The 14327-nt window shown below is 68.1% G+C and carries 6 protein-coding genes; 5 read left to right on the top strand and 1 reads right to left on the bottom strand.

Translation table 11 applies throughout. The features are described from left to right. Positions 1–23: 23 nt before the first annotated feature. Entirely contained in the window at positions 24–1034 is a 1011-nt protein-coding gene (locus VE759_RS01830) for a TIGR03617 family F420-dependent LLM class oxidoreductase (protein WP_324927670.1), read from the bottom strand. A 195-nt stretch (positions 1035–1229) separates the two neighbouring features. Here VE759_RS01830 and VE759_RS01825 point away from each other — a divergent pair, with 195 nt between their 5' ends. The 5 genes from VE759_RS01825 to VE759_RS01805 all read left to right on the top strand — a co-directional run bounded on the left by VE759_RS01825 (position 1230) and on the right by VE759_RS01805 (position 14306). Next, positions 1230–1649, top strand: coding sequence for a helix-turn-helix domain-containing protein (locus tag VE759_RS01825; protein WP_324927668.1), 420 nt, complete (start codon positions 1230–1232; stop codon positions 1647–1649). A 205-nt stretch (positions 1650–1854) separates the two neighbouring features. Further along, a complete protein-coding gene (locus VE759_RS01820; RefSeq protein ID WP_324927666.1) occupies positions 1855–2598 on the top strand; it encodes a glycoside hydrolase domain-containing protein in 744 nt (247 codons plus the stop codon). A 539-nt stretch (positions 2599–3137) separates the two neighbouring features. Then, a complete protein-coding gene (locus VE759_RS01815; RefSeq protein WP_324927664.1) occupies positions 3138–12458 on the top strand; it encodes a polyketide synthase in 9321 nt (3106 codons plus the stop codon). 9 nt (positions 12459–12467) lie between these two features. After that, positions 12468–12866 carry a holo-ACP synthase gene (locus VE759_RS01810; RefSeq protein WP_324927663.1) on the top strand — a complete coding sequence of 133 codons (399 nt, stop codon included), beginning with the start codon at positions 12468–12470 and terminating at the stop codon, positions 12864–12866. 105 nt (positions 12867–12971) lie between these two features. Then, positions 12972–14306, top strand: coding sequence for a dipeptidase (locus VE759_RS01805; protein WP_414687810.1), 1335 nt, complete (start codon positions 12972–12974; stop codon positions 14304–14306). Positions 14307–14327 lie beyond the last annotated feature (21 nt).

The raw sequence follows: 14327 nt of genomic DNA, 5'->3' as shown, positions 1-14327 counted from the left end.
CTCCGGCGATGTCGGATGGCGATCTAACCTCCGTGCAGTGCTTTCGCGAGTGCGCGGATGTCGTCGACGTCGACCTGATAGCCGGGAAAGTACACGCAGACGCGCTCGGCAACGTCCGCGAAGCGGGCAAGGATTTCCTGCGCGCACTCCTCGGGAGTGCCGCGCACCGCGAGGGTGGTGAGCAGGGTCTCGTCGATCAGTCCGGTCATTTCGTCGACGGCCAAGCGCTTGGACAACACGTTGAGTTGGGGCTGCAAGTCGGGTCGGCCCTCGATCTCCAGTACCGGTGCGTAGGCGGGTGTGGAGCCGTAGAAGCCCAACAGCATGCGCGCGCCCCGCGACGCCGCGGCGAGTTCCTCGTCGGTGCGGCCCATTGCGGCGATCACCTGCGGCACAATGTCGAAATCGGTCCTCCCGCGACCAGACCGCGCGAGCCCGGCGTCGACCGCGGGCAGCGTTCGCTCACGGAAGTGCCGCGCCGAGTGAAAGGGCATCATCAGCAGGCCATCGGCCACCTGCGCCGCGGTGCGGGTCATCACCGGGCCGAGCGCGCCCAGATAGATGGGCGGCGCGCCGTATGGGTTGGGCCCGGGACTGAAGTTCGGCGGCATCAGCGTGTGCTTGCTGAATTCGCCCCGAAACTCAAGCCGGTGTCCGTGCTGCCACGCATCGAAGATCGCCCGAACGGCCAGCACCGTTTCGCCCATACGCGCGGCCGGGCGGCTCCAGCTGGTCCCATACCTGTTTTCGACGTGTGCGCGCACCTGTGACCCCAGACCGAGCCGGAATCGCCCGCGGGACAGCAGTTGCAAGTCGTATGCGGCATGGGCGAGATGAAGAGGGCTGCGCGGCAACGCGATTGCCACATTAGTCATCAGTTCGACGTCGGCCACCGGCGCGGCCGAGGCCAGTGGCAGGAACACGTCGTGTTGACCCTCGAAGGTGAACAAGCCGTCGACGCCTGCGGCGGCGAGTGTCTTGGCGCGCTCTGCGGCGCGGTCCGGGCTGGCGTCGAGTTGCACATGCAGGAACATCTGCGGATTGTTGCACCCTCGGGCCGGCCGGGGTCGCAACCGATTCGCTGCGCGAGCCAGACGGGTAACACCTCGAGCACAGTGTGGCACTACGCGCGGAAGGGAGCGCGTGCCTTGGCCGGGGACGCTAACCTGACGTATCCCAGCGGGTTGAGCAGCAGCCCGGAACTGCTCATGCCGCCGAGGAGGTGGTCTGTGGTCCTGGCATCCCCTGCCTATCCCACCCCGAAGCCCACGACAGCACCCCTAGTCGCCGCCGACTGGGGTCTGCACGGTCACGCCGCGAGCAGCACACTATGCCGCGCGATCGGTTACATCCACGAGAACGCCCACACCGACGTCGGGCTCGACGACATCGCCGAAGCCATTCACCTGACTCCACGTGCGGTGCAGTACATGTTCCGGCGCCAGCTCGACACCACACCGCTGACCTATCTGCGCTGGGTGCGGCTTCAGCATGCGCATCGCGAACTGCTCGCCGCCAACTCGCACGCCGATACCGTCACCGCGATCGCGGCCAAGTGGGGATGGGCGCACCCGGGCCGATTCAGTCAGGCCTATCGGGCCGTGTTTGGTCAGCCGCCGAGTCGGACACTGCGCGAACGGCAGGCGTAGTGACGCCGGCCAGCGGCCTCAGATTTTCTCGATAGCTCAGTCACCGGTCCCCTTGGTGCGGCGTTCAACTTGAACTCACTGCCCAGCGGATAGACCGGGGACGCCCGCGACGGAATCGCGCCACGCCGCACCGCGCCAAAGGTGATGCAGTTGTGACCTGTGGCGTTCATGTGAAATCTGAGGCCGCTGTCGTACTCTGTGGCTCGTGTCCATATCGCGCCGTGACTTGCTGAAGCTGGCGGCAGCGATGCCGGCCGCCCTCGGCGTTGGCGGGACTGTGGACGCCATCACGTCGGTCGTGCCGGCGACGGCTCACGCCGAACCGGTCGTGCAGCCCATCGGGATTGTGCTCGACTATGCGGCCGGTGTGATCGCCGCCAATGCGATCAAGGCGGCCGGCGCCCGCGGCGTGATCCGGTACGTGTCGGACCGCCGCCCCGGCGGTGAGTGGATGAAGGGCAAGCCGATCGAGCTGCCCGAGGCCCGTGACCTCTGCCAGAACGGCTTGAAGGTCGTGTCGTGCTATCAGTACGGCAAGCAGGACACCGCCGACTGGCTCGGCGGGCAGGCCGCCGGGGTCAGGCACGCACAGCGCGGTTGGCAGTTGCACGTTGCGGCGGGCGGCTCGTATGGGGCGCCGATCTACGCCTCAATCGACGACGACCCGACGTTCGACCAGTACAAGCGGCAGGTCGCGCCGTATCTGCGCGGTTGGGAGACGGTGCTGGGGCATCAGCGCGTCGGCGTCTATGCCAACTCCAAAACCATCGACTGGGCGCTGCAGGACGGCCTGGGCTCCTATTTCTGGCAGCACAACTGGGGTTCGCCGCAGGGGTTCACGCACCCGGCCGCGCACCTGCACCAGATCGAAATCGACAAGCGCAGCGTCGGCGGCGTCGGCGTGGACGTCAACCACATCCTCAAGCCGAGATTTGGCCAGTGGGACTAAATCGGAGGCCGGCAACTTACCTCGCAGTAGGGTCGACAGCAAACATTTGACAGTGACTGCCAATCCTTGACATTGTTGTCGCGCCCTAACAAGTGCTTGGCCGGACGAGCGTGATCGCCGAACTTGCCAGGGAATTTTTAAGTAACGATTCGATAACAATCATGCTGTGATCAGCACCGTTGCGCCTACTCAACCGTAACCACTTACATGCAGGACGTTTGTCCGACGGGGTTCAACCGGTTGTCAGGCCCGGTGTTACCTCCGCCACGGTTACCCGTCCGTAGAACTCGTCAGTAACCATTTTCGCGACAGGATTGACCCTCGGTCTTATGACACTCTTATGGCAGCCGGCGGAGCCGTCCGAGCTGGTTGGGCCGGCTCGCAGACCCGCCGGCGCGCACCGAAATCAGTCGGAAGTCCGGCTGAGATTCGACGGGGAATCATCACGCCTTCGCGAGCAGCGCAGGTCAGCAGTGCGGAACACGGGCCGAGACACGACACGCGATAAGCATCGAAAAGCACCGAGGAGATAGCCAGACGTGACGATCTACGAATACGAGAGAGTGTCCGCTGACCGCGACGGTGGACCCGGGGCACCGGAGGCCGGCGCGCACGCGCTGGTGGATCGTCTCAATGCCGGCGAACCGTACGCCGTCGCATTCGGTGGCCAGGGCAGCGCCTGGCTGGAAACTCTTGAAGAGCTGGTGTCGACCGCGAGCATCGAGGCCGAGCTGGCCACGCTGGCTGGCGAAGCGGACTTGCTACTCGAGCCGGTCGCCAAGGAGCTGGTGGTGGTCCGCCCGATCGGCTTCGAGCCGCTGCGCTGGGTGCGCGCACTGGCCGCCGAGGAGCCGGTGCCCCCCGTAAAGCAGTTGACATCGGCGGCGACATCGGTGCCCGGGGTCCTGCTCACGCAGATCGCGGCCATCCGGGCGCTGACCCGGCAGGGCATGGACTTGACCGCGTCGCCTCCGGTGGCGGTTGCCGGCCACTCCCAGGGCGTGCTGGCTGTCGAGGCGCTCAAGGCCGGCGGCGCCAGGGACGTGGAGCTGCTGGCGATGGCGCAGCTGATCGGCGCCGCCGCCACACTGGTGGCCCGTCGCCGTGGAATCGCCGTGCTCGGGGACCGGCCGCCGATGGTGTCGGTGACCAATGCCGACCCCGATCGCATCCACGAGCTTCTCGAGGAATTCGCCGAGGACGTGCGCACGGTGCTGCCGCCGGTGTTGTCGATTCGCAACGGCCGGCGCTCGGTCGTCATCACCGGCACTCCCGAGCAGCTGTCGCGCTTCGAGCTGTACTGCATGCAGATCGTTGAGGCGGAGGACGCCGACCGCAAGAACAAGCTGCGCGGCGGCGCAGTGTTCAACCCGGTCTTCGAGCCCGTTCAGGTCGAGGTCGGCTTCCACAGCCACCGGCTCGCCGACGGCGTCGACATGGTCGGCCGCTGGGCGGAGCAAGTCGGCATCGACGTCGATCTGGCCCGCGAGATGACGGAGGCGATCCTGGTGCGCCAGGTCGACTGGGTCGACGACGTCACCGCGCTGCACAACGCGGGGGCCCGCTGGATCCTCGACCTCGGACCCGGCGACATCCTGACCCGGCTCACCGCGCCGGTCATCCGCGGCCTCGGCATCGGCATCGTTCCGGCGGCCACCCGCGGCGGCCAACGCAACCTGTTCACCGTCGGCGCGGTGCCGGAGGTGGCCCGCCCGTGGTCGAGTTACGCACCGACCGTCGTCACCCTGCCCGACGGCGCGGTGAAGCTGTCGACGAAGTTCACCCGGCTCACCGGCCGGTCGCCGATCCTGCTCGCCGGCATGACCCCGACGACGGTCGACGCCAAGATCGTTGCGGCGGCGGCCAACGCCGGCCACTGGGCCGAACTGGCCGGCGGCGGGCAGGTCACCGAAGAGATCTTCGCCAATCGGATCCAAGAACTGACCACGTTGCTGGAGCCGGGCCGCGCGATCCAGTTCAATTCCCTGTTCCTTGACCCGTATCTGTGGAAGTTGCAGGTCGGCGGCAAGCGGCTGGTGCAGAAGGCTCGCCAATCCGGTGCACCGATCGACGGTCTTGTGGTCAGTGCCGGCATTCCCGATCTCGAGGAGGCCGTGGAGCTGATCGACGAACTGAACGGCATCGGCATCGCTCACGTCGTGTTCAAGCCCGGCACCGTTGAGCAGATCCGTTCGGTCATCCGCATCGCCGCCGAGGTGCCCACCAAGCCGGTGATCATGCACATCGAGGGCGGCCGCGCCGGAGGGCACCACTCCTGGGAGGACCTCGACGACCTATTGCTGGCCACCTACTCCGAAATCCGGGCGCGGGCCAATATCACGGTTTGCGTCGGCGGCGGCATCGGAACGCCGGAACGCGCGGCCGAGTACTTGTCCGGCCGGTGGGCCGAATCGCACGGTTATCCACTGATGCCGATTGACGGCATCCTGGTCGGCACCGCGGCAATGGCCACCAAGGAATCCACTACATCGCAGTCGGTGAAGCGGATGCTGGTCGAGACCAACGGCACGGATAAGTGGATCGGAGCCGGAAAAGCTCAGGGCGGCATGGCTTCTAGCCGCAGCCAGCTCGGTGCCGACATCCACGAGATCGACAACACCGCGTCGCGCTGCGGCCGGCTGCTCGACGAGGTCGCCGGTGACGCCGAGGCGGTAGCCGCGCGCCGCGATGAGCTCATAGCCGCGATGGCCAGCACCGCCAAGCCGTACTTCGGCGACGTCGGTGAAATGACGTACCTGCAGTGGCTGCGCCGCTACGTCGAACTGACGATCGGCGAAGGCAACAGCACCGCCGACACCGCGTCGCCGGGCAGCCCGTGGCTGGCCGACACGTGGCGCGATCGGTTCGAGGAGATGCTGAAGCGCGCCGAGTCTCGGTTGCACCCAAAGGATTTCGGTCCGATCGAGACGCTATTCTCCGACACCGAACTTCTGGAGCGCCCGGACGACGCGATTGCGGCACTGCTGGCGCGTTATCCCGACGCCGAGACCATCAAGCTGCATCCGGCCGACGTGCCGTTCTTCGTCCAACTGTGCAAGACGCTGGGCAAGCCGGTGAATTTTGTGCCGGTGATCGACCAGGATGTGCGCCGGTGGTGGCGCAGCGACTCGCTGTGGCAGGCGCACGACGAGCGCTATGACGCCGACCAGGTGTGCATCATTCCCGGCACTGCGTCCGTCGCCGGCATCACCCGCCTCAACGAACCCGTCGGCGAGCTGCTGGACCGATTCGAGCAGGGCGCCGTCGACAACGTGCTGGCCGCGGGCGTGGAGCCCGAACGCGTCCCGACCCGGCGTCGGGGACGCATCGACGTCACCGGTCCGCTGGCCGTGGTGCTAGACGCCCCTGACGTGTTCTGGGCCGGACGCATCGCAACCAACCCGGTGCACCGCATCGCCGAGCCGGGCGAGTGGCAGGTGCGCGAAAGCCACCGGGCGGGCGGCAGTGAGGCGACGGAGGGCTACCCAAGCGCGACACATCCTTCCACTGGTGCGCGGCTGGAAGCGGCAGGCGACGGCAGCGTCGTGCTCAGCGTGCCGTTATCGAGGACCTGGATCGATATCCGGTTCACGCTGACCGACGCGAGCATCGACGGCGGCGCCCCGGTCGTGTCGACAGAGGACGCCGCCACTGCGATGCGGTCGGTGCTCGCGATCGCCGCGGGCGTCGACGGCCCCGGCTCGCTGCCCCACGTTCACGACGGCACCGCCCGCGTGACGGCCCAGTGGAACCCCGAGCACGTAGCCGATCACACGGGCGTCACCGCGACGTTGGGTGCGCCTCTGGCGCCGACCCGCACGGTGGTGCCCGACGCGCTGGTTGGCCGCTGCTGGCCCGCGGTTTTCGCGGCGATTGGCTCGGCGGTGACCGACGCCGGCGTGCCCGTGATCGAGGGTCTGCTCAGCCTGGTGCACCTGGATCATGCCGCCCATCTGACCAACCCTTTGCCGACCGAGTCCGCCGAATTGATAGTAACCGCAACGGCTTTGGCCGCGACCGACACCGAAGTGGGCCGTGTGATTCCGGTATCGGTCACGATCGCAGGCCTTGACGGCACCGTGCTGGCGAGGCTGGAGGAGCGCTTCGCGATTCGCGGCCGCACCGGTGTCGCGGAGCTCACCGATCCGGTGCGCGCCGGGGGAGCGGTGTCCGACAACGCCACCGACACGCCACGGCGGCGCCGCCGTGACGTCACTATCACCGCACCGACCGACATGCGGCCGTTCGCGGTGGTCTCCGGCGACCACAACCCGATTCACACCGATCGCGCCGCGGCACTGCTTGCGGGGTTGAAAGCGCCGATCGTGCATGGGATGTGGCTCTCGGCGGCCGCGCAGCACGTCGTCGCCGCCACCGATGGCAAGCCGGCGCCGCCGGCCCGGCTGATCGGTTGGACGGCCCGTTTCCTCGGTATGGTCGAGCCGGGCGCAGAGATCGACTTCCGCGTCGACCGTGTCGGAATCGACCAGGGCGCGGAGATTGTCGAAGTTGCCGCCAGAATCGGTTCCGAGCTGGTGATGTCGGCGACCGCGCGGCTGGCCGCGCCGAAGACCGTCTATGCGTTCCCCGGCCAGGGCATCCAGCACAAGGGCATGGGCATGGAGGTCCGGGCCCGGTCCAAGGCCGCCCGCAAGGTGTGGGACTCCGCCGACAAGTTCACCCGCGAGACGCTGGGCTTCTCGGTGCTGCACCTGGTCCGGGACAACCCGACCAGCTTGATCGCCGCGGGTGTGCATTACCAGCATCCCGAGGGCGTGCTGTATTTGACGCAATTCACGCAGGTCGCGATGGCGACCGTCGCGGCGGCGCAGGTCGCCGAGATGCGCGAGCAGGGCGCGTTCGTCGAGGGCGCGATCGCATGCGGGCATTCGGTCGGCGAGTACACGGCGCTGGCCTGCGTCAGCGGGGTCTACGAGCTCGAGGGGCTACTGGAGGTGGTTTTCCACCGCGGCTCCAAGATGCACGACATCGTGCCGCGCGATGAGCTCGGCCGGTCCAACTACCGGCTGGCCGCGATCAGGCCCTCGCAGATCGACCTCGCCGACGCCGACGTACCTGCATTCATCGACCAGATCGCGGCGAATACCGGAGAATTTCTCCAAATCGTGAACTTCAACCTGCGCGGTTCTCAGTACGCGATAGCTGGCACGGTTCGCGGCCTCGAGGCGCTGGAAGAAGAAGTTGAGCGGCGTCGTGAACTTTCCGGCGGCCGTCGCTCGTTCATCCTGGTGCCCGGCATCGACGTGCCGTTCCATTCGTCGGTGCTGCGGGTGGGCGTCGCCGAATTCCGTCGTTCGCTCGAGCGCGTGATGCCCGTCGACAAGGATCCCGACCTGATCATCGGGCGTTACATCCCGAACCTGGTGCCGCGGCCGTTCACGCTGGACCGCGACTTCATCCAGGAGATCCGCGACTTGGTGCCCGCCGAGCCGCTCGACGAGATCCTCGCCGACTACGACACCTGGAGGAACGAGAAGCCGCGCGAGATGGCCCGCAAGGTGCTGATCGAACTGCTGGCCTGGCAGTTCGCCAGCCCGGTGCGCTGGATCGAGACGCAGGATCTGCTGTTCACCGAGGTGGCGGCGGGCGGTCTTGGGGTGGAGCGGTTCGTCGAGATCGGCGTCAAATCGGCGCCGACCGTCGCAGGGCTCGCCAGCAACACCCTGAAGCTGCCCGAATATGCCCACAGCACAGTCGAAGTGCTCAACTGCGAGCGTGACGCCCCGGTGCTCTTCGCCACGGACACCGACCCAGATTCGGACGTCGACGAGCCATCGCCCGAGCCGGTGGCGGTCGAGGCGCCGGGTGCGGGGGCCGCACCGGGTGCTGGGGAGGCCGCGGCTGCGGGGGCTGCGCCGGCTGCGGGGGCCGTACCGGCTGCGGGGGCCGCGCCGCAACGGCCGGCGGGCGCTCCCTCGGGCGGTCCGCGCCCGGAGGACCTCGCGTTCGACGCTGCCGATGCCACGCTGGCGATGATCGCGCTGTCGGCCAAGATGCGGATCGACCAGATCGAGCCGCTCGACTCGATTGAGTCGATCACCGATGGGGCGTCGTCGCGGCGGAACCAGTTGCTCGTTGACCTTGGGTCGGAGCTGAACCTCGGCGCCATCGACGGTGCGGCCGAGGCCGACCTTGCCGGCTTGAAGTCGCAGGTAACAAAGCTGGCCCGGACGTACAAGCCGTTCGGCCCGGTGCTCTCCGACGCGATCAACGACCAGCTGCGCACGGTGCTTGGCCCGTCGGGCAAGCGGCCGGCCTACATCACCGAGCGGGTCAAGAAGACTTGGGAGCTCGGCGAGGGGTGGGCCAAGCACGTGACCGTGGAGGTCGCGCTCGGTACGCGCGAAGGCAGCAGCGTCCGCGGCGACAGCCTCGGCGGGTTGCACGACGGCGCGCTGGCCGACGCGGCGACGGTCGACAAGGTCATCGACGCGGCGGTCGGTGCGGTGGGCGCGCGGCACGGTATCGCGGTAGCGCTGCCGGCGGCCGCCGGCAGCGGCGGTGCGACCGTGGACGCCGCCGCGCTGGGTGAGTTCACCGAGCAGATCACCGGGCGTGACGGCGTGCTGGCCTCGGCGGCACGGCTCGTGCTGAGCCAGCTCGGTCTCGACAGTCCGGTCACCGCGCCGGAGACCGCAACCGACGCCGAGCTGATCGATCTCGTCACGGCCGAATTGGGCTCGGACTGGCCGCGATTGGTGGCGCCGGTGTTCGACGCCAAGAAAGCGGTGCTGCTCGATGACCGCTGGGCCAGTGCCCGCGAGGATCTCGTAAAGCTGTGGCTGATGGACGAGGGCGAGATCGACGTGAACTGGCCGATGCTCTCGGAGCGGTTCGAGGGCGCCGGTCATGTCGTCGGTACGCAGGCCACATGGTGGCAGGGCAAGGCCCTGGCCGCTGGCCGCAACATCCACGCGTCGCTGTTCGGCCGCGCGGCCGGCGGCGCGGAGAACCCGGGCAAGGGCCGTTACAGCGACGAGGTCGCTGTGGTGACCGGCGCCTCGAAGGGTTCGATTGCTGCGTCGGTGGTTGGTCAGCTGCTCTACGGTGGCGCGACCGTCATCGCAACCACGTCGAGGCTCGACGACGACCGGCTGGCGTTCTACCGCGCGCTGTATCGGGACCACGCCCGCTACGGCGCGGCGCTGTGGGTGGTGCCCGCCAACATGGCGTCCTACTCCGACATCGATGCGTTGGTGCGGTGGGTCGGCAATGAGCAGACCGAAAGCCTTGGGCCGCAGTCGATTCACATTAAGGATGCGATGACGCCGACGCTGCTGTTCCCATTCGCCGCCCCGCGCGTGGCAGGTGACCTGTCCGAGGCCGGCGCGCGCGCCGAGATGGAGATGAAGGTGCTGCTGTGGGCCGTGCAGCGGCTGATCGGCGGCTTGTCCGCGATCGGCGCCGAGCACGACATCGCGTCGCGGCTGCACGTGGTGCTGCCCGGTTCGCCCAACCGAGGCATGTTCGGCGGCGACGGCGCCTACGGTGAGGCCAAGTCCGCGCTGGACGCGGTGGTGTCGCGGTGGAAGGCCGAGTCGTCGTGGGCTCAGCGAGTATCGCTGGCGCACGCGCTGATCGGCTGGACGCGTGGCACCGGGCTGATGGGCCAGAACGACGCGATCGTCAGCGCGGTGGAAGAGGCCGGCGTCACGACCTACTCCACCGCTCAGATGGCGTCAATGCTGCTGAAGCTCTGCGACATTGAGTCGAAGGTCGCCGCGGCGCAGGAGCCGCTGCACGTCGACCTCACCGGCGGGCTCGGCGACGTCGACATCGACATGGCCGAATTGGCCGCCAAGGCGCGCGAAGAGGCCACGACCGAGAAGGCGGCCGACGACACGAAGTCGACGGACGCCACGATCCGCGCGCTGCCGTCACCGCCCCGCGGCTATGTGGCCGCGCCGCCACCGGCATGGGAAGACCTCGACGTCGACCCGGCCGACCTGGTGGTGATCGTCGGTGGCGCGGAGATCGGCCCGTACGGCTCGTCGCGCACCCGCTTCGAGATGGAGGTCGACAACGAATTGTCGGCGGCCGGCGTGCTCGAACTCGCGTGGACGACCGGGCTGATCAAGTGGGAGGACGACCCGAGGCCGGGCTGGTACGATACTGCGTCCGGTGAGCTGATCGACGAATCCGAGCTCGTCGAGCGGTACCACGACGCGGTGGTCGAGCGTACTGGGATCCGCGAGTTCGTCGACGACGGCGCGATCGACCCCGATCACGCCGCGCCGCTTCTGGTGTCGGTGTTCCTGGACCAGGACTTCTCGTTCGTGGTGTCGTCGGAGGCCGACGCGCGGGCATTCGTGCGGTTCGACCCTGAGCACACCGTCGCCACGCCGGTGCCCGACAGCGCCGACTGGAAGGTGACCCGCAAGGCGGGCACCGAGATTCGTGTGCCGCGCAAGACCAAGTTGTCCCGCACCGTGGGCGCGCAGATCCCGACCGGCTTCGACCCGACCGTGTGGGGCATCAGCCAGGACATGGCCACCTCGATCGACCGCGTAGCCCTGTGGAACATCGTCGCGACCGTCGACTCGTTCCTGTCCGCCGGATTCACCCCGGCCGAGCTGATGCGCTGGGTGCACCCGACCCTGGTGGCCAACACGCAGGGGACCGGCATGGGCGGCATGACGTCGATGCAGACCATGTATCACGGCAACCTGCTCGGCCGGAATAAGCCCAACGACATCCTGCAGGAGGTCCTGCCGAACGTTGTTGCCGCGCATGTCGTTCAGTCCTACGTCGGCAGCTACGGCGCGATGATCCACCCGGTCGGCGCTTGCGCCACCGCGGCGGTCTCGGTCGAGGAGGGCGTCGACAAGATCCGGCTGGGCAAGGCCGAGCTGGTCGTGGCGGGCGGCTTCGACGACCTGACGCTGGAGGCCATCATGGGGTTCGGTGACATGGCGGCCACCGCCGACACCCAGACCATGCGCGCCAAGGGCATCAGCGACTCGAAGTTCTCCCGCGCCAACGACCGGCGCCGGCTCGGGTTCGTCGAGGCCCAGGGCGGCGGCACCATCCTGCTGGCACGCGGCGACCTCGCAGTGAAGATGGGTTTACCGGTGCTGGCCGTGGTGGCCTACGCGCAGTCGTTCGGTGACGGTGTGCACACCTCGATTCCTGCTCCCGGGCTCGGCGCGCTGGGTGCCGGCCGCGGCGGCAAGGACTCGCCGTTGGCCCGGTCGCTGGCCCGGCTGGGTGTCGGCGCGGACGACATCGCGGTGATCTCCAAGCACGACACCTCGACGCTGGCGAACGATCCGAACGAAACCGAGCTGCACGAGCGGCTCGCCGAGTCGCTGGGCCGGTCCAGCGGCGCGCCGCTGTTCGTGGTGTCGCAGAAGAGCCTCACCGGCCACGCGAAGGGCGGCGCCGCGGTGTTCCAGTTGATGGGCCTGTGCCAGATCCTGCGCGACGGCGTGGTGCCGCCGAACCGCAGCCTGGACTGCGTCGACGATGAGCTGGCCGCATCCGCACACTTCGTGTGGCCCCGCGAGACACTTCGGCTGGGCGAAAAGTTCCCACTCAAGGCCGGGTTGGTCACCAGCCTCGGGTTCGGCCACGTGTCGGGTCTGATCGCGCTGGTGCACCCGCAGGCCTTCGTGGCGTCGATTGCCGCCGAACAGCGCGAGTCCTACCAGCAGCGCGCCCAGGCGCGGGTGCTGGATGGTCAGCGCACCCTGGTGACGGCGATCGCCGGCGGCCGATCGCTCTACGAACGGCCCGCCGACCGTCGATTCGACCACAACGCGTCGGAGAAGCGGCAGGAAGCCGAGATGCTGCTCGACCCCTCGTCGAGGCTCGGCGAGCACGACCAATACGTGAGATAGCGTGCTCGCATGGCGATAGTCGGGCTGGGGATCGATTTGGTCTCCATCCCCGACTTCGCCGAGCAGGTCGATCGGCCGGGAACGGTGTTCGCGGAAACCTTCACCCCGGGCGAGCGGCGCGACGCAGCGGACAAGAGCTCGTCGGCGGCGCGCCATCTCGCGGCCCGGTGGGCGGCCAAGGAGGCCGTCATCAAGGCGTGGTCGGGTTCGCGGTTCGCCCAGAAACCGGTGCTGCCGGAGGGCATTCACCGCGATATCGAGGTGATCACCGACATGTGGGGCAGGCCGCGGGTGCGGCTGTCGGGTGCGATCGCCGAGCACCTCGCCGATGTGACGATTCATGTGTCGCTGACACACGAGGGCGACACGGCCGCGGCGGTCGCGGTGCTGGAGTCCAATCAGCGCTGATTAGCGGCGATAGTGTCGTTTGGCGCGAAAATGCATGCCGCGCGGAAAAAGGCCCGGGCGGGAGGGGGCGCGCGGAATACAGTTTCGGCGCATAGTCTCGCGTCTATGAATGATCTGGTGGAACGCGTGCGTGACGTGCTGCCGTCGGTGCGGCGCGACCTGGAGGATCTGGTGCGCATCGAGTCGGTGTGGGCCGACCCCGGCCGGCGACGCGAGGTGCGTCGCAGCGCCCAAGCGGTCGCAACGTTGTTGTCCGAGGCGGGTTTTCCCGACGTGCAGATTGTCGAGGAGGGCGGCGCACCTGCCGTGATTGCGCGATATGCGGCACCGCCGGGGGCGCCGACCGTGCTGCTGTACGCCCACCACGACGTGCAGCCCGAGGGTGACCATACGCAATGGGCGTCGCCGCCCTTCGAGCCAACGGTGCGCGGCGGCCGGTTGTACGGCCGCGGGGCCGCTGATGACAAAGCCGGTATAGCAACGCATTTGGCGGCGTTCAAGGCGCACGGCCAGCCCCCGGTCGGTGTGACGGTGTTCGTCGAGGGTGAGGAGGAGTCCGGGTCGCCGTCGCTGGGCCGGTTGCTGGCAGCTCACCGCGACACGCTGGCCGCCGACGTGATCGTCATCGCCGACTCGGACAACTGGAGCACCGACGTTCCGGCGCTGACCGTGTCGCTGCGCGGCCTGGCGGATTGCGTGGTGGAGGTGGCGACGCTCGACCACGGGCTGCACTCCGGCATGTGGGGCGGTGTGGTGCCCGATGCGTTGATGGTGTTGGTGCGGCTGCTGTCCACGCTGCACGACAATGACGGCAACGTGGCGGTCGCCGGTTTGTACGAGGCTGCCGCGGCCGAGGTCGACCGCGCACCGGCATGGGTGCACGACATGTCGGGTATGCTCGACGGGGTCGAGGAGATCGGCAGCGGTTCAGTGGCGCAACGGCTTTGGGCTAAACCGGCGATCACCGTCATCGGCATCGACACCACGCCGATCGCGACGTCGTCGAACACGCTGATCCCGCGAGCACGGGCCAAAGTCAGTCTTCGCGTGGCGCCCGGAGGCGACGCGAAGGAGCATCTTGCCGCACTGACCCGTCATTTGGAGGACCACACCCCATGGGGCGCGCACGTCAGCGTCATTCCCGGCGAGACCGGCCAGCCCTACGCGATTGACACCGCCGGCCCGGTGTACAACGCCGCGCGGGCGGCCTTCCGCGACGCCTGGGGTGCCGATCCGGTGTTGATGGGACAAGGCGGGTCGATACCGTTCATCGCCGAGTTCGCCCAGGCGTTTCCGGGCGCGACGATCTTGGTCACCGGCGTGGAAGACCCTGCCGCGCAAGCACATAGCGTCGACGAGAGCCTGCATTTGGGCGTATTGGAACGCGCCGCCACGGCGGAGGCGCTCCTGCTGGCCCACCTGGCTGCGAACTCACACTGAAAGGTCTCGGCGCAGCTTGGC

Source organism: Mycobacterium sp. (genome assembly GCF_035640695.1).
In the GTDB taxonomy this organism is placed as follows: Bacteria; Actinomycetota; Actinomycetes; order Mycobacteriales; family Mycobacteriaceae; genus Mycobacterium.
Note: the sequence above shows the minus strand (reverse complement) of the source record. Positions and strands in the feature narration are given on the sequence as shown.